Consider the following 20,233-nt stretch of genomic DNA (forward strand, 5'->3'; position numbering starts at 1 on the left):
CCGCGCGTTAATCTCTGCGGGTGACCTTCTCCATCGTCGCCCGCTCCGACGACGGCCGCCTGCACGGTGTCGCCGTGGCCAGCAAGTTCCTCGCCGCCGGCGCGCTCGTGCCGGCCGCGGAGGCCGACGTCGGCGCGCTGGCCACCCAGGCCAACGCCAACCTCGCCTACCGGCCGCAGGGGCTGACCATGCTGCGCACCGGGGTGGCCGCCTCCGACGTGGTGGCCGGTCTGGTCGCCGCGGACGCCGACCGGGACCACCGGCAACTCGGCGTGGTCGCGGCGACCGGCGCGGGCGCGACGTTCACCGGGGAGAAGTGCCATGACTGGGCCGGCGGTCAGGCCGGCGACGGCTGGGCCGCGCAGGGCAACATCCTCGCCGGCCCGCACGTGATCGACGCGATGCGCGACGCCTGGCTCGCCGGCGCGGCGCTACCGTTCCCGGAACGACTGGTCGCCGCGCTGCGCGCCGGGGACGGGGCCGGCGGGGACCGGCGCGGCCGGCAGAGCGCCGGGCTGCTCGTGGTGCGCCGCGGCGGCGGGTACGGCGGCAACAGCGACGTCGTGGTGGACCTGCGCGTCGACGACCACCCGGACCCGGTCACCGAGCTCGACCGGCTGCTCGCCGTGCACGTGATGCTCTTCAGCAAGCCCGACCCGGCCAGCCTGCTCGACCTCAGCGGCGCGGTCGCCGCCGAGGTGGGCGCCCTGCTCGGCGCGCTCGGCCACCCCGTGGGCCCGACCGGTCCGGAGGAGGCGCTGGCCTCCTGGGCCGGGATGGAGAACCTGGAGGAGCGGCTGGTGCCGGGGCGGATCGACCCGGTGGTCCTGGAGCACCTTCGCCGCGCCGCGCCACACGTGCCCGCGCCCCGCGCCGCCTCCTGAGACCGCCCGCCCGGGAGCAGGTGGTCGGGCTCGCGGCGCGGGGAACCTCACTTGTCGTTCGTGGCCTTCGGCGCGGTCGTGCTGTCCGACGGGGTCCACGCGGGCATCGGCTCCATCCAGAAGCGGGTCAGCAGCACCGAGTCGATCAGCCACGTGCCGTCGACCCTCTTGTAGGTCTCGCGGTACTGCCCGTAGCCGTTGTGGCCCTCGGGAGCGTTCGGGCCGGCCGGGAAGTTCAGGATGTCTCCATCGACCAGATCCCGGTCGCCGTGTCCGGCCCGGTGATCGTGATCTCCGGCATGGCCCCCGAGTGCGCCGACGGCGCGGCGCCGGTGAGGTCGCGGATCGTGTCAGCGAACTCCGTCGGGGACTTCCACTCGATCCCGTCGGTCACGAGCTTCGCATCGGGCGTGAACAACCTGGCCAGCTCGTCGTGCTTCTTCTCGTCGACGAAGCGGAAGTAGCGAGCCTTGAGCTGGTGGATCTCCTCGATGTCCTCCAGGCGCTGCACCCGCTCCGCGAGGGATCGGGAGGAGACGCTCCGGGAGTGGTCGTGGGCACTCGCCGACTGGGAGGTGAGGGCCGCTGCGCCCACCCCACCGCCGACCAGCAGCGCAGCCGCCACCGCCGCTCCACCCATCCGCAGCCGCAGCGTGGATGCCTTCCGGTTTTCCTGCTTGTTCATGACCTGCTTCCCTCCGTCGCCGCAGCGGCGGCGGCGCGCGCCCCTCATCAGGTGAGAAGCCGCGGCCGGGCCGGTGCCGACGATCCGTGTGTTTCGGTGCCCGATCGGGCAGCCGCTATACGGACGGCTACCGTCCGCTTCCGAACGATAGCTCTTGCGGACGGTCATCGTCCGATTATCGCGCCGGTCGGCCAAGTGACCCTGGCCACCTCGCCAAAAACGGACGAGAGACGTCCTGTTGCGCTACGGTTCTGAACCGGACGAGTGCCGTCCGTATTGGGGATGCCCAGCGCCCTGGACCGCCGCGGCGGGCATCCGGTGAGACCACGAGAGGAATCCGTCGTGCGAGTTGTTGGTCTGTCTGAGTTCGGTGGGCCGGAGGTGCTCCGGGTCATCGACCTGCCGGAGCCGCATGCCGGCCCCGGCGAGGTCCGCGTGCGCGTCCGTGCGGCCTCGGTGAACCCCTCGGACACGCTGCTGCGTTCCGGTGCCCACGCGTCGGCGCTGGCCGGAGTGCCCGGGCCCTACGTGCCCGGAATGGACGTCGCGGGTGTGGTCGACGAGATCGGCCCGGGGACGGTCACCGACCTGTCGGTCGGTGACCGGGTGATGGCGATGCTCCTGCCGGTGACGCCGACCGCCGAGGGCACGCTGGAGAACAGCGGCGGCGGGTACGCGGAGTACGTGGTGCGCCCGGCCGGTTGGGTCGTCCGCGCGCCGGAGGGCCTCGGTCACGAAGCGGTGGCGACGCTACCGATGAACGCGATGACCGCGCTGTTGGCGCTCGACCAGCTGGCCCTCGACCCGGGGTCGACCCTGGCGGTGATCGGAGCCGCCGGGACGCTCGGTAGCTACCTGGTGCAGATGGCTGACGACGCCGGCATCACCGTCGTCGCCGATGCCGCCCCGGCCGACGAGGCCCTGGTCCGCGAGTCCGGCGCGGCCACCGTCGTGCCCCGGGGCCCCGGTGTGGTGGAGCACATCCTGAGCCACCACCCCGGTGGCGTCGACGCGGTCGCGGACGTGGCGCTGCTCGGGCCACGGCTGCTCGACGCCGTCCGTGACGGCGGCTCACTGGTCCGGTTCCGCCTACCCGACGAGCCCGGCGGCTACCGGGTCGACGGCGTCCGGGGGGTCACGGTGCGGACGCCGTTCGTGCCCGACTACGCCGGGCGGACGGACAAGCTCGACGAGGTCCGCCGGCTCGCCGAGGCGGGCGTGCTCATCCCCCGGGTCGCGGACGTCCTGCCGGCGGCGGAGGCGCCCGAGGCGCACCGCCGGTTCGAGGCCGGCGGCGTGCGCGGCCGACTCGTGCTCACCTTCTGAGGTCCTGGAGCCCCGCTGGCAGGAGACGTCCGTACGTGCCCGGGCCGGGGCGTCAGCCGCTGAAGGAGAGCCCGCGGAAGCCGGCGTCGCCCACCACCGCCCGTTCGGCGGCGGTGAGCGGCAGCCGGCCGGTGGTCTTGCGGATCAGTGTCAGCCGGTCCCAACCCAGCTCCGGCGGGACCGGCCGTCCGCCGGTGAGCAACTCGGCGACCACCTCCGCGGCGGTCGGGGTGAGCCACGGCTCCCGGGAGACCGCGGCGGCCAGGTCCAGGCCGTGCACACCGACCTCGACCACGCGGGTACGCAGGAACTCGACGAGGCTCATGGCGTCGCCGTGCCGGGTGCGGACCACCCGGTCGGCGGGCGCGGCGGCGACCGCCGCGTCGGCGACCCGCCAGGCCCGGTCGAAGTCCACCATCAGCGCCGCGCCGTCGAGTTGGCGCGCCTCCCGGCGGCCGCTGTCGATGCGCGCCGCGTCGACCTCGGGGGTGAACTTCGCGGCACCGAAATAGGCGGCGGCGTCCACCTCGGCGCGGGGCGGAGCGGGCGCGGCGAGCATGTCGGCGAGGCGACCGGCGCCGGTACGGACGTGGGCGAGCAGTTCGCGTACGGTCCACGGCCGGCAGTCGGTCGGCCGGTCGAGGTCCGCCTCGGAGAGGTCGCGCAGCACCTCCCCCAGCCGTGTGCACTCGTCACGGAACGCCGCCCGTACCGTCTCCATCGGTTCCTCCCCCCGGCTCACCTGCCGCCGTACCCTCTCACGGCTCGGGTGCCTCTCCCTCCTGTCCCCTGTCGAGCTGCCCCAGATATGGGGCGACGGCCTCGCGGTCGGTCCCGACCCGGCTGAAGTCGCTTCCGCTCGCGGGATCGATCGTGGCTGCCGCGCGTGGCCCGACGGTGTCGGGCGTGCTGGGGGGCCGACGCGAGCCGGCCCGGGCGCGATGCGAACCGGCCCGGGCGCGATGCGAACCGGCCCGGGCGCGATGCGAACCGGCCCGGGCGCGATGCGAACCGGCCCGGGGCCGACGCGAGCCGGCCCGGGGCCGACGCGAGCCGACCGGAATCCCACGGCCTTCGCTGAGCCCGAGGCGAGGCGATCACACCCTGCGGCGATGCCCCGCCCCATACCTGGGGCAGCTCGACAAGGGCTGGACAGGAGACGCCCGCCCGGACAGGTGGCTCCGCTGGCCGGCACCTCGGGACGGGTGACTCCGCTGGTCAGGTCAGCCTCGGACAGGTGGCCGGACCGGTAGCCACGGAGGCGGATTCCCCGGTCGTTTCGGCGGCGACCCGGCGGGTACGCGCGCGGCGGACTCGAGTGAGGGAGGCGCCACCGATGGCCGGGATCATGATGCGCAGCAGCGCGTTCAACGACCATGACATGCTGCCGGGTCGTTTCTCCCGCGAGGGCGGCAACATCTCGCCCCCGCTGGAGTGGTGGTCGGTGCCGGAGCAGGCCAGTGAGCTGCTGCTCATGGTGGAGGACCCGGACGCCGGCCGGACGCCGTTCCTGCACTGGCTGGTCACCGGCATCCCGCCGGTCTCCGGCGGCATGCCGGAGGGGATGGTCCCCGACGGCGCCCGGGAGTGGGCCAACGGCTTCGGCGAGGTCGGCTGGGGCGGCCCGCAGCCGGCGCGCGGCGACGACCCACACCGGTACTTCTTCCGGGTGTACGCACTGAACGGCCCGCTGGAGCTGCCGGAGGCGCCGCAGGCGGCGGACGTGCACCGGGCCGTGGGCGGTCAGGAGTTCGCCAGCGGCACCATGGTCGGAATGTTCTCGCGCTGAGCGCCGGGCGGGTGCGGCGGCCGCGGACGGTGCCCGGTTCAGCCCGGGTGGCGCGGCACGAGGCGGTGCACCACGGCGAGGACCAGCGCCATCACGACGGCCATCGTGCCGGCGATGCCGGCGGCGCTGCCGGCGTACCCGACGAAGAGCGCCCGCCTCGACAGCTCGTCCGGCTCGACGGCGCGCAGGTCCACCAACCAGCCCAGGGCGAGCCCGGAGATCACCAGCGCCACCACCCCGCCGACGCCGAGCACCGTCACGGCGACCCGGTGCGCGTCGGCGGAGGAGAACGTCGCCTGCTCCCGCTGGGTCCGCAGCAGCACCAGGCCCCCGAGCGCCGCCCACACACCCACGACCAGGAACGCGGCCACGGCGTCGCTGGGCCGGTGCCAGCCGGCGGAGAGGGTGGCCACCCCGGCGGCGGCCGCGTAGCCGGCGCCGATGAACGCGCCGAACGCCCGGACGCGGGCCGGCAGGACGAGCACCAGCGCCACCGCCACGGACGCCGCCACGGCGGCGTGCCCGCTCGGCAGGCTGTTGCCGGCGTAGACGCGCTCGAGGTCGATGCCGAGCTCGGGGCGGGACAGGCCGCGCTTGAGCAGCTGGGTCGTCACGTTGGCCCCGGCTATCAGCAGGGTCGCGGTGATCGCCAGCGCGATCCGCCCGCGCATGAGCGCGATGAACCCGATCACGGCGGTGGCGGCCAGCAGGGACACCACCGACATGGCGTTGAGGATCCGGTCGACCGGTTCGTCGATGCGGTCCTGGCCGATCCGGTTGCCGGTCAGTGCCACCGTGTCGATCCACTGGCCGAGCCCGGTGTGCACCGCCACCCGCCAGACCGCGAGGAATGCGGCCGCCTGGAGGAGAGCGAACAGGACCAGCCAGACCGTCGTCCAACCCCTCGCCGTCGCGCGCACGCGCCAACGTTAGCGAGCGGTCCGGCCCGGCCGGCGGGTGGCCCGCCGCGCCGGCACGGATAGGTTGGGACCGACGTGAGGAGGTGACGGTGACCGGGCCACCGCAGGGCGATCCCCCGCGCCCCACCCGTACGCCGGAGCGTCCGGAGGGGGCCGACGCGGGTCGGCAGGAGTCGCTCGCCGACCTGCTCGGCGGGCGGCGCGGCGCGGTCGACGCGACCCTGCCGCCGGTGGCCTTCGCCGTCGGCTGGCTGCTCGGCGGGGAGTCGCTCTGGGCCGGGGTCGGCGCGGCGGTGGTCACCGGCACCGCCGTGGCCCTGTGGCGGCTGCGCCGCGGTGACCGGCCCCGCTCGGTGCTGATCGGGTTGCTGGCGGTCTGCGTGGCCGCGCTGATCGCGCTGCGCACCGGCCGGGCCGCCGACTTCTTCCTGCTCCAACTGCTCTCCAACGCGGCCAGCGCACTGGCGTGGGCGGTCAGCATCGTGCTGCGCTGGCCGCTGCTGGGTGTGGTGGTCGGCACCGCACTCGGCCAGCGCGCCCGGTGGCGGCGGGACCCGGCGCTGCTGCGCGCGTACGGGCGCGCGAGCTGGGTCTGGACGGCCACCTACGTGCTGCGCGTGGCGGTGTTCGTGCCGCTGTACCTCAGCGGGCAGGTGGTCGCGCTCGTGGTGGCCCGGGTCGCCCTCACCTGGCCGCTCGTCGCCGCGGCACTGGCCGTGAGCTGGGTGGTGGTACGCCGGTCGCTGCCGGCCGGTCACCCGGGCCTGCGGCATCCCGTCGTGACGGGCGCGGGCCGCGCGGGCCCGGAATGAGAAGAGAGAGGCCGCCACGGGGGGAGCGGCCTCTCTAGTGACGAAGGTTACTCCGTCCTGCTCGTGCGCGTGATCCCGTGGCGGCCTGTTTTTGCGGTCTTTTTCGCGGCGGCCGCTCGCTGGCCGGTGGGGTGGTCCGGCCGATCCGCCAGCGCGGGACCGGACGGGCGGCCGACCCGACCCGGCCGAGTGGATCAAGCCGGAAGGCGTACCGGAGCGAAGGCGCGCGGGTGGGCGGCGGGACCGCCCACCCGCGGTCGGTCAGCCGTTGGGGAAGAGGTTGCCGTAGTCGGCGTACGCCATGGCGACGTCGGCCTGCGCCCAGAACCGGTGGTAGGTGAACTCCGGCTCCGGCCCGCCGTCGAGGTATGCCTGGACCTTCGGCCAGTCCGGGTCGTTCTTGTAGAAGGAGCGGATGTCGACGAAGCTCTTGCCCGCGGCGACGGCGTCGCCGTTGGGCATCGTCCCGGTCCAGCCCGGAGGCACGTAGAGCCCCTGCCCGGTCGTGGCGTCGTAGACGTCGTCGAAGCGGCGGTAGTCGCCCCGCTTCTCCGGCGTCGAGACGCCCTTGGCGTCGCTGGCCGCGTGCAGCGCGTCGAGCAGCCCCTTGGCGGTGTTCTTGGCCGCCACGTCGCCGGACTTCGCGGCGTACGCGATGAGGGTCCGGGCGTACGCGGCGGCGACGCCGACGTCGCGGCCGGTGCTGACGACCTCGACGTGCAGGTCGGTGTTCGGCTGCGGGCTGGTCGGGTTCCAGGTGGCCGGCTGGCCGGTCCAGCGCAGGTCCGACGGGATCGACCAGTTGCTGCCCAGCGTGGTGTTGGCGATCGCCCAGGGCACCCACCTGTCGAGCAGCGCCTTGGCCTTCGCGTTGCCGGTCTGCAGGTACAGCTCGGCGATCCGCTGCATCGACCAGGCCTGCATGCCGAACCACTGGTTCGATGGCGGGTCGTTGTAGACGGGGTCGACGTCGTAGTACATGCCGTAGAAGGTGGGCGTGCCGGCCGGTGGCTGGCCGTAGTGGCCGCCCCAGCTGTTGGTGGCGCCGCCGGCGATGCCGCCCTCGGCGGACTGCAACCAGGTGTAGAACTCCAGCTGCCGCTCGAGGCTCCTGTTCCAGTCGGCGACGGCGGTCGGCGACGCCGGCTTCAGCTCGGGGGTGTTGGTCAGCGCCCAGGCCGCGAACGGGTTCTGGTAGCCGAAGTGGTTGTGGCTGGAGCCGATCCGCCAGGACCAGTTCTGGCTGGTCTCGTACGCCCCGCCCCAGGCGTAGTACCAGGAGAGCAGGTAGTGGGCGGAGTCCCGCCCGGTGCCCGCCGGGCAGGTGGTCGGCCCCACGCAGTTGCCGATCCTCTTGAAGTACTTGTCGAACATCGCGTACCGCAGGTAGTCGCCCATCTTCGCGGCCTTGGCCACGGTGGCGGCCACGTCGGCCTGCCGCCCCTGCGCCTTGGCCCAGGTCAGCGCCCAGTACGCGGCCTGCACGGCGCGGGCGTCGGCGTCCGGGGCGTTGGTGTACTTCCACTGCTTCGCCGGGGCGTTGCTCTCGCTGATGAACAGGTCGAGGTAGCCGTACCGGCCGCCGTGGGCGAACGTGTCGCAGGACGGCTGCGGGACGGTCTCCCAGACCGACTCCTGCGTGCCGCGCTGGAAGGTGTTGATGTACGCGGGGCGGCTGGTGCCGTCGCCGCAGCGGCCGTAGCCGTACACGTTGTCCACGTCGAGCAGCCAGTGCATGCCGTAGATGTCGCCGGTGCCGTAGGTGGACTGCAGCTCCCCGCGCAGCGGGTCCTGCCCCACCGGCACCGACGGCTCCAGTCGGGACGGGTACTGGCTGGGCAGGTCGTGCTCGGCGGCGTACTGCGGGGTGCCGGCCGCGCCGGCGGTGGGCTGGTCGGCGTGCGACGGGATGATGTACTTCTCCATCACCGTCCAGGCGTTGGTGAACGGTGCCCAGTTCTGGGTCACCCGGCCGTAGTGGGCCTCCAGCCAGAGCCAGAAGCTGAACGCCTCGGAGGTGGTCTCGTGCCCGTGGTCGGGCGCCTCCACGATGAGCGTCTCGATCGAGTGGTACGGCACGCCCTCCGGGCTGAAGTACCCGGAGTTTTTGATCTTGCCGTACTGGTCGAGGAACCGCCGCACGTACGTGTTGTCGCCTCCGGGGCTGTCGTTGTCGACCTCGGTGGCGGTGATCGCCAACGGGGCGTAGCCGGTGGCCGAGGCGGTGACGGTGGCCGTGCCGCCGGCGGTGTCGGCGTCCTCGGCCGCGGCGAGGGTCACGGTGACGCCCGTGTTCCAGTTGGCCGGCGTCAGCGTGACCGAGGCCGGCGAGACGGTGACGTCGGCGTCGCCGGTGCGGGTCAGCGTCACCGGCACGGTGCCGCCGGGCGCCGCGCTGAGCTTCAGGTTCGCGGTGGCCGTGCCGCCCTCGGGCACGCTCAGCGCGGACGGCGTGGCGACCAGGACCGGGCCGGTCGCCGGGGTCACGGTGAACGACTTCTCCGCCGTGGCGGTGAGGTCGGCGTTGTCGTAGGCGCGGGCCTGCACGGTGTACGACCCGGCCGGGAGGTCTTCGAGCGTGTAGCCGTAGGGGGCCGTGGTGTCGGTGTTGACCAGCAGGCCGTTGCGGTAGAACTCGACCTTGGTGATCGTGCCGTCCGGGTCGCCGGCGGTGGCGCTCAGGGGCACGTCGGCCGGGGCCTCGAACGGCCCGGCCGGCACGTCCAGGGTGACGGCCGGTGGTTGCTGGGGGGTCCCGCCGCAGGTCACCCCGTTGACCGAGAACGAGGTGGGGGCGGGGTTGGCGCCGGTGTGGCTGCCGTTGAAGCCGATGGTGGTGCTGGCTCCGGTGGGCAGGCTGCCGTTCCAGGTCTCGTTGGTGGCGGTGACCTGGTTGCCGGTCTGGCTCCAGCGCGCCGACCAGCCCTGCGTGACGCGCTGGTCGCCCGGGAAGGCGAACCGCAGGGTCCAGCCGTCGACGGGATCGCCGAGGTTGCGGATGGTGACGGCGGCGGTGAAGCCGGTGTTCCAGTCGTTGGTCGCGTAGACCACGTCGCAGGCCGGGGCGGCCTGCGCGGCGCCGGCGGGCACGGTCGCCCCGGCGGCGGCCAGCACGGCGGCGACGAGCATCGCCAGCCGGCGGCGGTGGGCCAGATGTCTCATGACGGCGGTGTCTCCTCGGACCAGGCCGGGATCGCCCCGGCGGGGCGCCACGCCGCAGGACGGTGGCGGCGGATTTCTCGGCGCCCGGGAAGGTGGGCACCCCGGGCCCGGCCGGGGTCAGGAGGACGCGGCCCGAGCGGGTGCGTGTGGTGGCCGGGCCGGCATGCCGCCGGCCGCCCTTCGGCGGTCCGCACCCGCGAGCTGGCTCCCTGCCGCGTTGGATCGGCAGTCTGCCATGGAAGCGCTCCCACAGCAACCCGTGCATCGCCATGTTTCGATCTGGTTTTGGGTCTTTTCCAAGACGGTGACAGGCGTTACAGTCGCACCATCGTCGATGGGAGCGCTTCCATCGATGGTGGTGAACGGATCGCCGGACTCGTCGCACGTGACGCCCGGAGGTCGAATCGAGGACCGGCGGCGCACCAGCCCGGACGCCGCCGCCGGTCTCGCCCCCAGCACACGGAGGGAGGTGGATCCGCAGAAGCCACTCACGTGGCCCGGCTCCCGCGCGACACGCACGCCAGGAACGCCAATCCGCTCGTGCGTGTGCAGCACCGGTGGGGACGGGGGTTGCCCTCCCCCGTCCCCACACTAAACCCCCGCCGACGGCGGGAGAAGGGGCCGAGCGGTCGACGCCCGCCGGCCACCGACGACCGCTCGCCTACTCCGGAGCACCGGGGCGCGTGTCGATCCCCCGCGGGCGGTGCGCCGTCGCGCACACCGGACCGGCCTCGGCCCCGCGACGCGGTCGACCCGGGTTACCGGTCGGTCGCCGCTGGCCTATCATGGGAGCGCTCCCGTCCCCCTGGGGCGGCCCGGCAGTCCTGAGGAGAACCGATGTCGATGCCCACCCCGCTGCGCTTCCCACCCGACTTCGGCTGGGGTGCGGCCACCTCCGCCTACCAGATCGAGGGTGCGGCGAAGGAGGACGGCCGGGGCGAGTCGGTCTGGGACACGTTCAGCCGGACCCCGGGGCGCACCCGCAACGGCGACACCGGCGACGTCGCCGCCGACCACTACCACCGGTACCGCGAGGACCTCGACCTCATGCGCGACCTCGGCCTGCGCAGCTACCGGTTCTCCATCTCCTGGCCGCGCATCCAGGCCGACGGCACCGGCGCCCCCAACCAGCGCGGCCTCGACTTCTACCGCCGCCTCCTGGACGGCCTGCACGAACGGGGCATCGCCCCGATGGCCACACTGTTCCACTGGGACCTGCCGCAGGCGCTCCAGGACGCCGGCGGGTGGGAGTCACGCGACACCGCCCACCGCTTCGCCGACTACGCCGAGACGGTCTTCCGTGCCCTCGGCGACCGCGTCCCGGTGTGGCTCACCATCAACGAGCCGAAGACGGTGGTGCAGAACGGCTACCTCTCCGGCCACCACGCCCCCGGCCGGCAGGACCCCGACGCCGCCTACCTCGTCGCCCACCACCTCCAGCTCGCGCACGGGCTGGCCGTACGGGCGCTGCGGGCCACCGGGCCCGGACGGATCGGCCCGGCCCTGAACCTGCACCCCTGCTACCCGGCCGACGACTCCCCCGACGCGGCGGCGGCCACCCGGCTCCACGACGGCTACGAGAACCGCCTCTACCTCGACCCCGTCCTCACCGGCCGCTACCCCCAGGACGTGCTCGACAACCTCGGGCCGCAAAGCCGCATGGTGCGCGGCATCTCCGACGGCGACCTCGACGTCATCTCCTCGCCGGTCGACCTGCTCGCCGTGCAGTACTACACGCCGATCTACGTCACCGGCGACGGCGGCACCGCGCGACGCTGGCCGACGTCGGAGGCCGAGTGGCAGCAGATCTACCCCGACGGGCTGTACGACATCCTGACCCGGGTCACCCGCGACTACGGCCCCATCCCGATCACGGTGACCGAGAATGGCCTTCCCACGCCGGACACCCTCGGACCCGACGACACGGTGGACGACGCGCGGCGCGTCACGTTCCTGCGCGACCACCTGGCCGCCGCGCACCGGGCGCTGACCGCGGGAGTGCCGCTGGAAGGCTTCCACGTCTGGTCCCTGCTGGACAACTTCGAGTGGGCCGAGGGGTACGACCAGCGGTGGGGCCTGGTCTACGTCGACTACCCGACCCAGCGGCGGATCCCCAAGCGCAGCGCGCACTGGTACCGCGACGTGATCACGAACAACGGCCTCTGACCGCCGGGCCGCCCGGACCGGTGCGCCGACCGGCGGCCCGGCATCCCGCACGGGGTGCCGGGCCGGCCCGCTCTCAGCGCGGCAGCGCCTGCTGCAACTCGGCCCGCAGCGCCGGCGTGAGCATCTCCCCCGCCTGCTTGGCCAGCCGGGCCATCTCGTAACCCACCACGCCGATGTCGGCGTCGGACGCCGCGAGGGTGGCCAGGATGGACCCGTCGCGCACCTGCATGACGAGGAAGTAGCCGCGGCCCATCTCGACCACCGTCTGCTTCACCACGTCACCGTCGAACATCTGCGCCGCGCCCGAGGTGATGCTCATCAGCCCGGAGGTCACCGCCGCGAGCTTGTCGGCGTTGTCGCGGGGCAGGTGGTCGGAGATCGCCACCAGCAGGCCGTCGGAGGAGACCACCGCCGCGTGGGCCACCCCCGGCACCCGCTCGGCGAAGGCGCTGACCAGCCAGCTCAGGTCCCGCGCCTCCTGACTCAACGTCGTCACAGTCGTCGTCCTCCTTCGCTGCCGCCGACCGGCGGCACGGCTATCTCGGTGGTGTCCTCCGCCTCGGCCCGCCGTACTCCGCTGTAGAGGCGGGAGAGCATTCCGCCGACCGCCTCCGGGTCCGGCTCGTGCCTCGCCGGGCCGGGCTGCGGCCGGGCCGCACCGGTGACGGCGGCGAGCTGGGCCATCGGCACGCGCACCGGCAGCCCGCGCGCGTTCGTGCCCCCGGTGACCGGAGCCGTGGCCGCTGGGGTGAGCGGCCCGCGCTGGGCCGGGACGGCCGGCCCCTGCCGGTGCCACCAGCCGCCGCCCGGGGTCGCCGGAGCAGCCGGGGCGGCCGGAGCAGCCGGAGCGAGCACGTCCTCGGCACGTACCGGTACCGGCCGGGCCGGGCGCGGCACCGGGTCAGGTCGGCGGCCGGCCACCGGTTGGTCGACCGCGCCGCTCGCCACACCCCGCTCGGCCCCGGTGGTGAGCATCCGCGCCGGCACCACCGGTTCGAGCTGGCCCGTCGGCGGCGACGCCAGCAGCGCGCCCGGCAGCTGGAGCACCGCGACCAGCCCCTGCTCACCGCCGTGCAGCCGCACCCGGGCACCCAGCCGTGACGCCAGGTGGCTGACCACGAACAGACCCATCCGCTCGACGGTCGCGACGTCGGCCGCGGGCGGCGTGGCGAGCACCTCGTTCGCCTCGGCCAGCGCCGCCGGGCTCATGCCCAGGCCCCGGTCGGTGATCTCGACGACGGCACCCGCGCCGTCGGCGTGGGCGGCCACCGACACCATCGTGTCGGGGCGGGAGAACGCTGTGGCGTTCTCCAGCAGCTCGGCGAGCATGTGCACCAGCTCCCCCACAGCGTGCCCGACGATGTGCAGGTCGGCGACGGACTCGTGCCGGACCCGCCGGTACTGCTCGATCTCGGCGGCGGCCGCCAGCAGGACGGCGCCGAGCCGGACGGGCCGCTGCCACCGCCGGGTGGACTCGGTGCCGGCGAGCACCAGGAGACTCTCGTCGTTGCGGCGCATGCGGGCGGCGAGATGATCCAGCTTGAACAGGTTCTCCAGCTGGTCCGGGTCGCTCTCCTCCCGCTCCAGGTCGTCGAGGAGCTCCAGCTGCCGCTCCACCAGCACCTGGCTGCGCCGGGCCAGGTTGACGAACATGGCGTTGACGTTGCGCCGCATCAGCGCCTGCTCCACGGCGACGCTGACGGCGCTGCGGTGCACGGCGACGAACGCCTCGGCGAGTTCGCCCACCTCGTCGAGGGAACGGACCACCGCCGGCGCCACGTCGATCGACGGAACCCCGCCGCTGACCGTCCGCAGCCGGTCCAGGGTCTCGGGAAGCTCCACCTGGGCGATCCGCAGCGCCTGGCTGCGCAGCAGCCGCATGGACCGCGCCATCGACCGGCCCACGAGCAGCGAGATGAGCACGGCGACCAGCAGCACGGCGACGATGCCACCGGCCACGAGGAGCGTGGTGCGCAGCTGCCCCGAGGCGGCGTCGTCGGCCTGCCGGACCGCGTCGGCCAGCACGCCCGCCTCGGCCTCGCGCAGCAGCTCCTGCCGCTCCTGGCTGGCCGTCCACCACTGCTGGGCCGGCAGCACCGCGGGCGCCGCGCCGCCCGACGGCAGGGTCCGCTCCTCCAGGGTCGCGGCGGTGGTGAAGATCGGGTCGACCGACATCCGGTCGTAGCGGCGGACCTGGTCGTTGGTGGCGGCCACGCGGAACGCGCCGAGCGCGGTGAGCTGCTGGGCGCGCAGGTCGGAGAGCACGACCTGGGCCTCCGAGGCGTACCGGCCCGCGCGGGCGGCCGCGTAGAGCTCGGCGCGGATCCGGGAGGAGAGTTCCTTGACCCGGGCGAGCTGCACGTACCGCAGCACCGCGTCGGTGAGCGCCGGATGGTCCTGACCCGGGGTCGGCTCGGCCAGCAGATCCAGCAACGCGCTGACGGCCCGGTGGTAGTTGCTGAGGATGGTGTCGTCGTTGAGCACCGCCGGCGGCACCGCCGGCCGGATGTAGACGACCCGGTCGTACGCCTCCAGCACCTCGGCGTACGCGACCCGCCAGGACGCGTCGGCGTCGGCCAGCGGCGCGGCCGCCCGGCGCAGGTCGGCGATGGCCTGGTCGGTGGCCGCCTGCAACGGCTGCAACGCCTCGATCGCGGCGGTGCGGTCCGCCGCGCCCGCCGCGCGCCGCAGCTCGGCCAGCTCGCCCGCCGACCGGTCCCGCTCCTGCTGGATCCGGTGCACCGCGGCGGTGATCTGCCGGCCGACGCCGACCTGCTCGGCGAAGGCGCTGAGCACCGTGGTCTGCCCGACCAGGCCCTGGGTCTGCACGCCCGCCAGCACCAGGAACGCCACCGTCGGCACGATCAGCACCGTGGTGAGCTTCGTACGCATCCGCCAGTCGCGCAGCCGCAACGGCGAGCGTCGCCGGTGCGGCACCACCCGGACGTCGAAGCGGCGGCGGCGATGGCGGGGCATCGCGCCGCGCGCCGGATCCGCACCTGCGCCCACGCTGCCTCCTCCTCCCCTCGCGTCCACCGCGACCGGGGAGCGGAGTCCATCCAACCAGGAGCGGGAGCGGTGTCAACGGCCCGAACGCCGGAGGGGGTCAGGAAGGACGCTGCGGGCCGGACTCACCTGCCGTGGTCGGCGGAATCAACTCATCCGTCCGGCCGATGTCGGCCAAGTCGACGGCCTCCCCGAACCGTCGCAACGCGACGAGCGCCGCGCCGGTGGCGCCGATCTCCGGGTTGCGCTGGTGCGACACCGTGCGGGGCGCGAGCGCCGTGGCGAACGCCTGCCGCCACCACACGGAGGCGGCGACCGCGCCCCCGCCCAGCACCACCTCGACCTGCCGCTCCACCGTGGACTCCAGCACGTCGAGGTCGCGCGCGACCATCTCGCACAGGCCCTGCATGAGCCCGGCCAGGATGTCCACGGCCGTGGTGCCGAAGCTCAGCCCGCGCACCTCGCCACTGCCGGCCGGGGCCAGGCCCGGCGGGCGGTCGCCGCCGAAGCGGGAATCCGCCGGCCGGCCGCCGCCGGCCGGCACCAGCGCCAGCGCCGCGTCCAGGTCGGCGCCGACGGGCAGCCGCAGCTCCCGGTTGGCCCACGCGAACAGGTTGCCTCCGGAGGAGTACGCGGCGCCGGTCACCACGTGGTCGTGGTCGACCCGGTAGCGCCAGAGCCGCTCCGGCAGGCGCGGCATCTCCTGCCCGGCCGGCACCCGCTGCATCAGCCGCACCGCCGCGGAAGTCCCGACGGTGACCGCCGCCCGGCTCGAGTCGACGCAACCGGAGCCGACGTTCGACGCCCCGCCGTCGCCCACCGGAGCCGTCCAGCCGACGCCGGCGAGCGACGGCCACCGCTTCGCGTGCTCCGGCCGCAGCCGCCCGCGCCACGCCATGGGCGCGAGGCGGGGCAGCTCCGCCGCGCTCGCCCCGGCCAGCGCGAGCGCCTCGTCGTCCCAGGTGAGCGTGCGCAGGTCGAGCAGGCCGGTCCCCGAAGCCTGGGAGATGGACATCGGCGCCTCGTCGAGCAGCGACCCCAGCACGTACTCGACCAGGCCGGTGAAGCGGGCCACCCGGGTGCTGACCCGCCCGCGCAACCACGGCAGGCGCACCGACCAGTAGCCGCGGTGCCACCAGGTGCCGGTGCGCTGGTGGTAGTCGTCCGGGTCGGCCGGGCCGCCGGCCGCCGGGTCGGGCGTGGGGCGCGTGTCGAGCCAGGTGAGCGCCGGACCGAGCGGCTCCCCGCCGGCGTCGAGTGGCAGCACCGAGTGCCACTGCCCGGAGACCGCGACCAGGTCGACGTCCCGCAGGTGCCCGGCCTCGGCCAGCTCGTCCAGACATTCGACGAAGCAGGCGAGGTACGCCGGGGCGTCGAGGGTGCCCGTGCCGTCGTCGCCGATGGCCAGGTTGACCTTCCGCCGCGCCAGGGCGCCGGGCAGCGGCTGGGTCTCCTCGTCCAGCACCAGCCCGCGTACCGAGCTGGTGCCCAGGTCGAGCGCGAGAATGTTCATCGCCGGTCAAGTTACCCGCTGGACGTCCTGATCGAGCACGGGTCGGCCCGCCGTACGCGGTTCGGCTTCCGCCCGACCCCGCCGACGCGTAGGGTGGGCCCATGCTCGCGCACCTGACCTGCTGGTGGCCCGCCGACCCGGCGGCCCCTTCCCGCGCGTAGCTTCCCCACGCGGCCGCCTGTCGAGGCGGTCGCCGGATCTCCGGACGTCCCGGTCGCCCCGACAGCGGCACCCGGCCCCAGGAGAATCCGATGACTCACCTGCACGACCTGCTCGCCGCCGTCGCCGCCGGCACCGACCCGGGCCCGTTCGCGCTGGTCCGGCGCGGCGACGCCGAGGACCTGGAGCTGTTCACCGGTGTGGTGCGCACCGTCGACCGGCTCGCCGACATTCCGCTGCCGGACGGGGCGCCCGGGCCGCGGACGCTCGCCCTGGTGCCCTTCCGGCAGATCACCGAGCGCGGCTTCGCCTGCGTCGACGACGGCATGCCGCTGGAGTGCCTCGTGGTGGCCCACCACGAGCGGATCGGGCTGGCCGAGACGCTGGCCGCCCTGCCCGACCTCCCGGTGCACACCACCGGGGCGGCGTTCGACGTCAGCGACGAGGAGTACGCCGCCTCGGTGGGCCGGGTGCTCACGGAGGAGATCGGCCGGGGCGAGGGGGCCAACTTCGTCGTCCATCGCACGCTGACCGCGACGGTGCAGGGATCACCGCTGGAGGCCGCGCTGGCGGCGCTGCGCCGGCTGCTGCTCGGCGAACGGGGCGCGTACTGGACGTTCGTGGTGCACACCGGCACCCGGGTGCTGGTCGGCGCGAGCCCGGAGCGGCACGTGAGCGTGGACGACGGCCTGGTGATGATGAACCCGATCAGCGGCACCTTCCGGCACACCGGCGCCGCCGCCGACCGGGAGGCGCTGCTGCGGTTCCTCGCCGACCCGAAGGAGGTCGAGGAGCTGTACATGGTGCTCGACGAGGAGCTGAAGATGATGGCCACCGTCGCCGAGCACGGCGGCCAGGTGGTCGGCCCGTACCTGAAGGAGATGTCCCACCTGGCGCACACCGAGTACCTGCTCGCCGGGCGGGGCACCCGGGACGTCCGGGAGGTGCTGCGCGAGACGATGTTCGCGCCCACCGTCACCGGCAGCCCGATGGAGAACGCCTGCCGGGTGATCGCCCGCCACGAGCGCACCGGGCGGCGCTACTACGCCGGCGTACTGGCCCTGCTCGGCCACGACGACGCGGGTCGGCAGACGCTGGACGCGCCGATCCTGATCCGCACCGCGGAGATCTCCCCGGACGGGGCGCTGCGGGTGCCGGTCGGGGCCACGCTGGTGCGGCACTCGACGGCGGCCGGGGAGGTGGCGGAGACGCACGCCAAGGCCGCCGCGGTGCTCGCCGCGCTCGGGCTCGGTCCGCAGGCGGCCGCCGCCGGCCGGGAGCCGGCGCCGCGGCTGGCCGACGACCCGCGGGTACGCGCCGCGCTCGCCGCCCGCAACGCCCCGCTGGCACGATTCTGGCTGGACCAGCGGCACCCGGACGCGGCCGGGCTGCCCGCGCTGGCCGGGCGCTCGGCGCTGATCGTGGACGGTGAGGACACCTTCACCGGCATGCTGGCACACCAGTTGGGGGCGCTCGGCCTGACGGTGACCGTACGACCGTGGCACGCGCCGGGTCCGGTGCGCGCGTACGACCTGGTGGTGGTCGGTCCGGGCCCGGGCGATCCGGGCAGCGCCACCGAGCCGAAGATGCGGGCGCTGCGCGAGCTGCTCAGCAACCTGCTCGCCGCCGGCCGGCCGACCCTCGCCGTCTGCCTGGGTCACCAACTGCTGGCCGGGCTGCTCGGGTTGACGCTGCACCGGCGTGACGCCCCCTACCAGGGGTTGCAGCGCGAGATCACGGTCTTCGGCACGCCCCGCCGGTTGGGGTTCTACTCGACCTTCACGGCCCTCGCCGAGGCCGACGAGCTGACCACCCCGTACGGCCGGGTCGAGCTGGCCCGGGACGCGGCCGACGGCGCCGTGCACGCCCTGCGCGGTCCGACCTTCGCCGGGGTGCAGTTCCACGCGGAGTCGGTGCTCAGCCCGGACGGGATGGCGGTGCTGGCCGACCTGCTGCCCCGGCTGTTGGCGCCGGCTCCCCGACCGACCGTCGCGGTGTCCGGGTCTCCGGCGGTGGGCCCGACGTAGGCGCGACCCGGGCACGACGGACCGGTGGTCGGGCGATTCTGGAGCCCCGCCCGGCCACCGGGTCACCCGCTCAGCCGGCGAGGCCCTTCTTCAGGGCGGTGCCGATCTGGACCGCCCGCCGGGCGGTCAGCGCGGTGGCGGTCAGGGCGATGTCGTCCGGCGCGATCTCGCCGTTGTTGCTCGTGTGCGAGGCGCCGTAGGGGTTACCGGCGATGAACTGGCTGGTGTCGGTGTAACCGGGGGTCACCACGATCCCGCCCCAGTGGTAGATGACCGAGAAGAGCGAGGTCAGGGTGGTCTCCTGGCCGCCGTGGCTCGTCCCGGTCGTGCAGAACGCGGAGTAGACCTTGTTGACCAGGGCGCCCTGCGCCCAGAGCGGCCCGCTGGTGTCGATGAACTGCTTGAGCTGGGCGGCCATCACGCCGTACCGGGTCGGGGTTCCGAAGATCACCACGTCGGCCCAGGTGAGGTCGTCCAGCTGCGCCTCGGGGACCTCCTGCGTCTCGAGGTGGTGCGCCTGCCATCCCGAGTTGGAGCGGATCGCCTCGTCCGGCGCCAGCTCGCGCACCTTGCGCAGGCGTACGTCGGCGCCCGCGTCCCCGGCGGCCTCGCAGGCGGCCTGGGCCATCTGGTAGGTGGTGCCGGTGGCGCTGTAGTAGATCACCGCGACCTTGATGCGGTCAGCCATCGAACCGTCCCCTTCCGCGTTCGTGTCAGCTCCCGCGACTACCCGGTGCCTGCCAGCGGAAACACCCCGGCCGGGGGACCGGATGATCAATGACGCGGCGCTGCGCGATGCTGGTGGCATGCTCATCCGACCCGCCACCGGCGCCGACTGGCCGCGGATCTGGCCCTTCCTCCGGGAGATCGTGGCTGCCGGGGAGACGTACACCTGGCCGCGCGACGTCGACGAGCCCACCGCCCGACGGCTCTGGCTGGTGCCTCCGCCCGGCCGGACGGTCGTTGCCGTCGCGGCGGACGGCACGGTGCTCGGCTCGGCGAAGCTGGCACCCAACCAGCTCGGCCCGGGAGGGCACGTCGCCAACGCGAGCTTCATGGTCGCGCCGGAGGCCGGCGGTCGCGGTGTCGGGCGGGCGCTCGGCGCGCACGTGCTGGAGCTGGCCCGTGCCGACGGCTACCGGGCGATGCAGTTCAACGCGGTCGTGACGACGAACACCCGCGCGGTCGCGCTGTGGCGCTCGCTCGGCTTCGCGGTGGTGGGCCGGATCCCGGAGGGCTTCCGCCACCCCACGCACGGCTACGTCGACCTGTTGGTGATGCACCGTCCGCTCTGACCGGTGCCCGCCCCCGGGCTCTTCCCGGGCACGGGTGTGGGGCCGCCGTCCGGCGACCCCACGCGTTCGTCCCGTTCCTCGGTCAGCTGGCCTTGTTTCGCAGGTCGTCGACCTGTTCCTGGAGTCGGTCCGCCGCGCCCTCGTTGTTGAGGAACGTGGCGACCCCCGCGATGAAGACCAGCCCGAGTATCAGCGCGATGATGCTGAGTGTGAGGCCTCCGATGGTGACGCCCCGCCCGGTCACGTTGGGGCGGGCGGCCATCCGGAGCCCGAAGATCCCGACAATGATGCCGATGATGCCCAGGATGATCCCGGCCCACGCGAGAATGGCCGTAAGGGTGCATACCAGGGCGGCGACCCCGAACACCAGGGAAAAGGTCGCCGCGGCACTGGTCTTCACCGGCGCGCCCCGGTCCTGCCTGGACCGGGCCGGCGCGCCGCCCCGCATCGGCTCGCTGGCTGCAGTCATGACTCTCCCTTCCGCACGCG

The 20,233-nt window shown here is 74.1% G+C and carries 17 protein-coding genes; 8 read left to right on the forward strand and 9 right to left on the reverse strand.

Annotation, left to right across the window (positions count from 1 at the left end):
* The first annotated feature begins 20 nt into the window (after nucleotides 1-20).
* Together SM573_RS27835 and SM573_RS27840 are read left to right on the forward strand one after the other, a co-directional pair.
* The gene (locus tag SM573_RS27835; RefSeq protein WP_474614382.1) at nucleotides 21-884 is read left to right on the forward strand and encodes a DUF1028 domain-containing protein; all 864 of its coding nucleotides are present in this window, start codon (nucleotides 21-23) and stop codon (nucleotides 882-884) included.
* 51 nt (nucleotides 885-935) lie between these two features.
* Nucleotides 936-1,058 (forward strand): hypothetical protein, encoded by a 123-nt coding sequence (locus tag SM573_RS27840; protein WP_474617402.1) that lies wholly within the window; start codon nucleotides 936-938, stop codon nucleotides 1,056-1,058.
* Between the two features lie 61 nt (nucleotides 1,059-1,119).
* Here SM573_RS27840 and SM573_RS27845 read toward each other — a convergent pair whose 3' ends face one another.
* Nucleotides 1,120-1,569 carry a nuclear transport factor 2 family protein gene (locus tag SM573_RS27845; protein ID WP_474617403.1) on the reverse strand — a complete coding sequence of 150 codons (450 nt, stop codon included), beginning with the start codon at nucleotides 1,567-1,569 and terminating at the stop codon, nucleotides 1,120-1,122.
* A gap of 342 nt (nucleotides 1,570-1,911) precedes the next feature.
* On the opposite strand from SM573_RS27845, the gene SM573_RS27850 reads away from it, so the two are divergent.
* Nucleotides 1,912-2,895 carry an NADP-dependent oxidoreductase gene (locus SM573_RS27850; RefSeq protein WP_474614384.1) on the forward strand — a complete coding sequence of 328 codons (984 nt, stop codon included), beginning with the start codon at nucleotides 1,912-1,914 and terminating at the stop codon, nucleotides 2,893-2,895.
* A 52-nt stretch (nucleotides 2,896-2,947) separates the two neighbouring features.
* Here the strand turns inward: SM573_RS27850 and SM573_RS27855 are convergent, their stop codons facing one another.
* Entirely contained in the window at nucleotides 2,948-3,616 is a 669-nt protein-coding gene (locus SM573_RS27855) for a maleylpyruvate isomerase N-terminal domain-containing protein (protein WP_474617404.1), read from the reverse strand.
* 615 nt (nucleotides 3,617-4,231) lie between these two features.
* Here SM573_RS27855 and SM573_RS27860 point away from each other — a divergent pair.
* Nucleotides 4,232-4,684 (forward strand): YbhB/YbcL family Raf kinase inhibitor-like protein, encoded by a 453-nt coding sequence (locus tag SM573_RS27860; RefSeq protein WP_474614386.1) that lies wholly within the window; start codon nucleotides 4,232-4,234, stop codon nucleotides 4,682-4,684.
* Nucleotides 4,685-4,722: 38 nt separating this feature from the next.
* Here SM573_RS27860 and SM573_RS27865 read toward each other — a convergent pair whose 3' ends face one another.
* Nucleotides 4,723-5,604, reverse strand: a complete 882-nt coding sequence (locus SM573_RS27865) for a phosphatase PAP2 family protein (RefSeq protein WP_474614387.1) — start codon at nucleotides 5,602-5,604, stop codon at nucleotides 4,723-4,725.
* A gap of 185 nt (nucleotides 5,605-5,789) precedes the next feature.
* On the opposite strand from SM573_RS27865, the gene SM573_RS27870 reads away from it, so the two are divergent.
* Entirely contained in the window at nucleotides 5,790-6,416 is a 627-nt protein-coding gene (locus tag SM573_RS27870; protein ID WP_474614504.1) for a DUF3159 domain-containing protein, read from the forward strand.
* Between the two features lie 261 nt (nucleotides 6,417-6,677).
* Here SM573_RS27870 and SM573_RS27875 read toward each other — a convergent pair whose 3' ends face one another.
* Entirely contained in the window at nucleotides 6,678-9,569 is a 2,892-nt protein-coding gene (locus tag SM573_RS27875; protein ID WP_474617455.1) for a glycoside hydrolase family 48 protein, read from the reverse strand.
* A gap of 846 nt (nucleotides 9,570-10,415) precedes the next feature.
* Between SM573_RS27875 and SM573_RS27880 the strand changes: the two genes are divergently transcribed.
* Nucleotides 10,416-11,744 carry a GH1 family beta-glucosidase gene (locus SM573_RS27880; protein ID WP_474617405.1) on the forward strand — a complete coding sequence of 443 codons (1,329 nt, stop codon included), beginning with the start codon at nucleotides 10,416-10,418 and terminating at the stop codon, nucleotides 11,742-11,744.
* A gap of 73 nt (nucleotides 11,745-11,817) precedes the next feature.
* Here SM573_RS27880 and SM573_RS27885 read toward each other — a convergent pair whose 3' ends face one another.
* The 3 genes from SM573_RS27885 to SM573_RS27895 all read right to left on the reverse strand — a co-directional run bounded on the left by SM573_RS27885 (nucleotide 11,818) and on the right by SM573_RS27895 (nucleotide 16,263).
* The gene (locus tag SM573_RS27885) at nucleotides 11,818-12,240 is read right to left on the reverse strand and encodes a roadblock/LC7 domain-containing protein (protein WP_474614389.1); all 423 of its coding nucleotides are present in this window, start codon (nucleotides 12,238-12,240) and stop codon (nucleotides 11,818-11,820) included.
* The gene (locus tag SM573_RS27890) at nucleotides 12,237-14,753 is read right to left on the reverse strand and encodes a sensor histidine kinase (protein ID WP_474617406.1); all 2,517 of its coding nucleotides are present in this window, start codon (nucleotides 14,751-14,753) and stop codon (nucleotides 12,237-12,239) included. The genes SM573_RS27885 and SM573_RS27890 overlap by 4 nt, the downstream gene beginning before the upstream one ends.
* A gap of 97 nt (nucleotides 14,754-14,850) precedes the next feature.
* A complete protein-coding gene (locus SM573_RS27895; protein WP_474614391.1) occupies nucleotides 14,851-16,263 on the reverse strand; it encodes an FGGY family carbohydrate kinase in 1,413 nt (470 codons plus the stop codon).
* Nucleotides 16,264-16,514: 251 nt separating this feature from the next.
* On the opposite strand from SM573_RS27895, the gene SM573_RS27900 reads away from it, so the two are divergent.
* The gene (locus tag SM573_RS27900; protein WP_474617407.1) at nucleotides 16,515-18,449 is read left to right on the forward strand and encodes a chorismate-binding protein; all 1,935 of its coding nucleotides are present in this window, start codon (nucleotides 16,515-16,517) and stop codon (nucleotides 18,447-18,449) included.
* 70 nt (nucleotides 18,450-18,519) lie between these two features.
* On the opposite strand, the gene wrbA is transcribed toward SM573_RS27900, so the two are convergent.
* On the reverse strand, nucleotides 18,520-19,137 hold the full coding sequence (wrbA, locus tag SM573_RS27905) for an NAD(P)H:quinone oxidoreductase (protein WP_474614393.1): 618 nt from the start codon (nucleotides 19,135-19,137) through the stop codon (nucleotides 18,520-18,522).
* A 118-nt stretch (nucleotides 19,138-19,255) separates the two neighbouring features.
* On the opposite strand from wrbA, the gene SM573_RS27910 reads away from it, so the two are divergent.
* Nucleotides 19,256-19,744 (forward strand): N-acetyltransferase family protein, encoded by a 489-nt coding sequence (locus SM573_RS27910; protein WP_474614394.1) that lies wholly within the window; start codon nucleotides 19,256-19,258, stop codon nucleotides 19,742-19,744.
* Between the two features lie 82 nt (nucleotides 19,745-19,826).
* Here SM573_RS27910 and SM573_RS27915 read toward each other — a convergent pair whose 3' ends face one another.
* Entirely contained in the window at nucleotides 19,827-20,213 is a 387-nt protein-coding gene (locus SM573_RS27915; protein ID WP_474614395.1) for a hypothetical protein, read from the reverse strand.
* Nucleotides 20,214-20,233 lie beyond the last annotated feature (20 nt).

The sequence above is a fragment of the Micromonospora xinjiangensis genome, assembly GCF_056150165.1.

Coding starts and splice junctions, on each gene's coding strand:
- SM573_RS27880 (WP_474617405.1), top strand. CDS start 10,416: ATGTCGATGCCCACCCCGCTGCGCTTCCCACCCGACTTCGGCTGGGGT.
- SM573_RS27855 (WP_474617404.1), bottom strand. CDS start 3,616: ATGGAGACGGTACGGGCGGCGTTCCGTGACGAGTGCACACGGCTGGGG.
- SM573_RS27915 (WP_474614395.1), bottom strand. CDS start 20,213: ATGACTGCAGCCAGCGAGCCGATGCGGGGCGGCGCGCCGGCCCGGTCC.
- SM573_RS27860 (WP_474614386.1), top strand. CDS start 4,232: ATGGCCGGGATCATGATGCGCAGCAGCGCGTTCAACGACCATGACATG.
- wrbA (WP_474614393.1), bottom strand. CDS start 19,137: ATGGCTGACCGCATCAAGGTCGCGGTGATCTACTACAGCGCCACCGGC.
- SM573_RS27895 (WP_474614391.1), bottom strand. CDS start 16,263: ATGAACATTCTCGCGCTCGACCTGGGCACCAGCTCGGTACGCGGGCTG.
- SM573_RS27845 (WP_474617403.1), bottom strand. CDS start 1,569: ATGAACAAGCAGGAAAACCGGAAGGCATCCACGCTGCGGCTGCGGATG.
- SM573_RS27910 (WP_474614394.1), top strand. CDS start 19,256: ATGCTCATCCGACCCGCCACCGGCGCCGACTGGCCGCGGATCTGGCCC.
- SM573_RS27900 (WP_474617407.1), top strand. CDS start 16,515: ATGACTCACCTGCACGACCTGCTCGCCGCCGTCGCCGCCGGCACCGAC.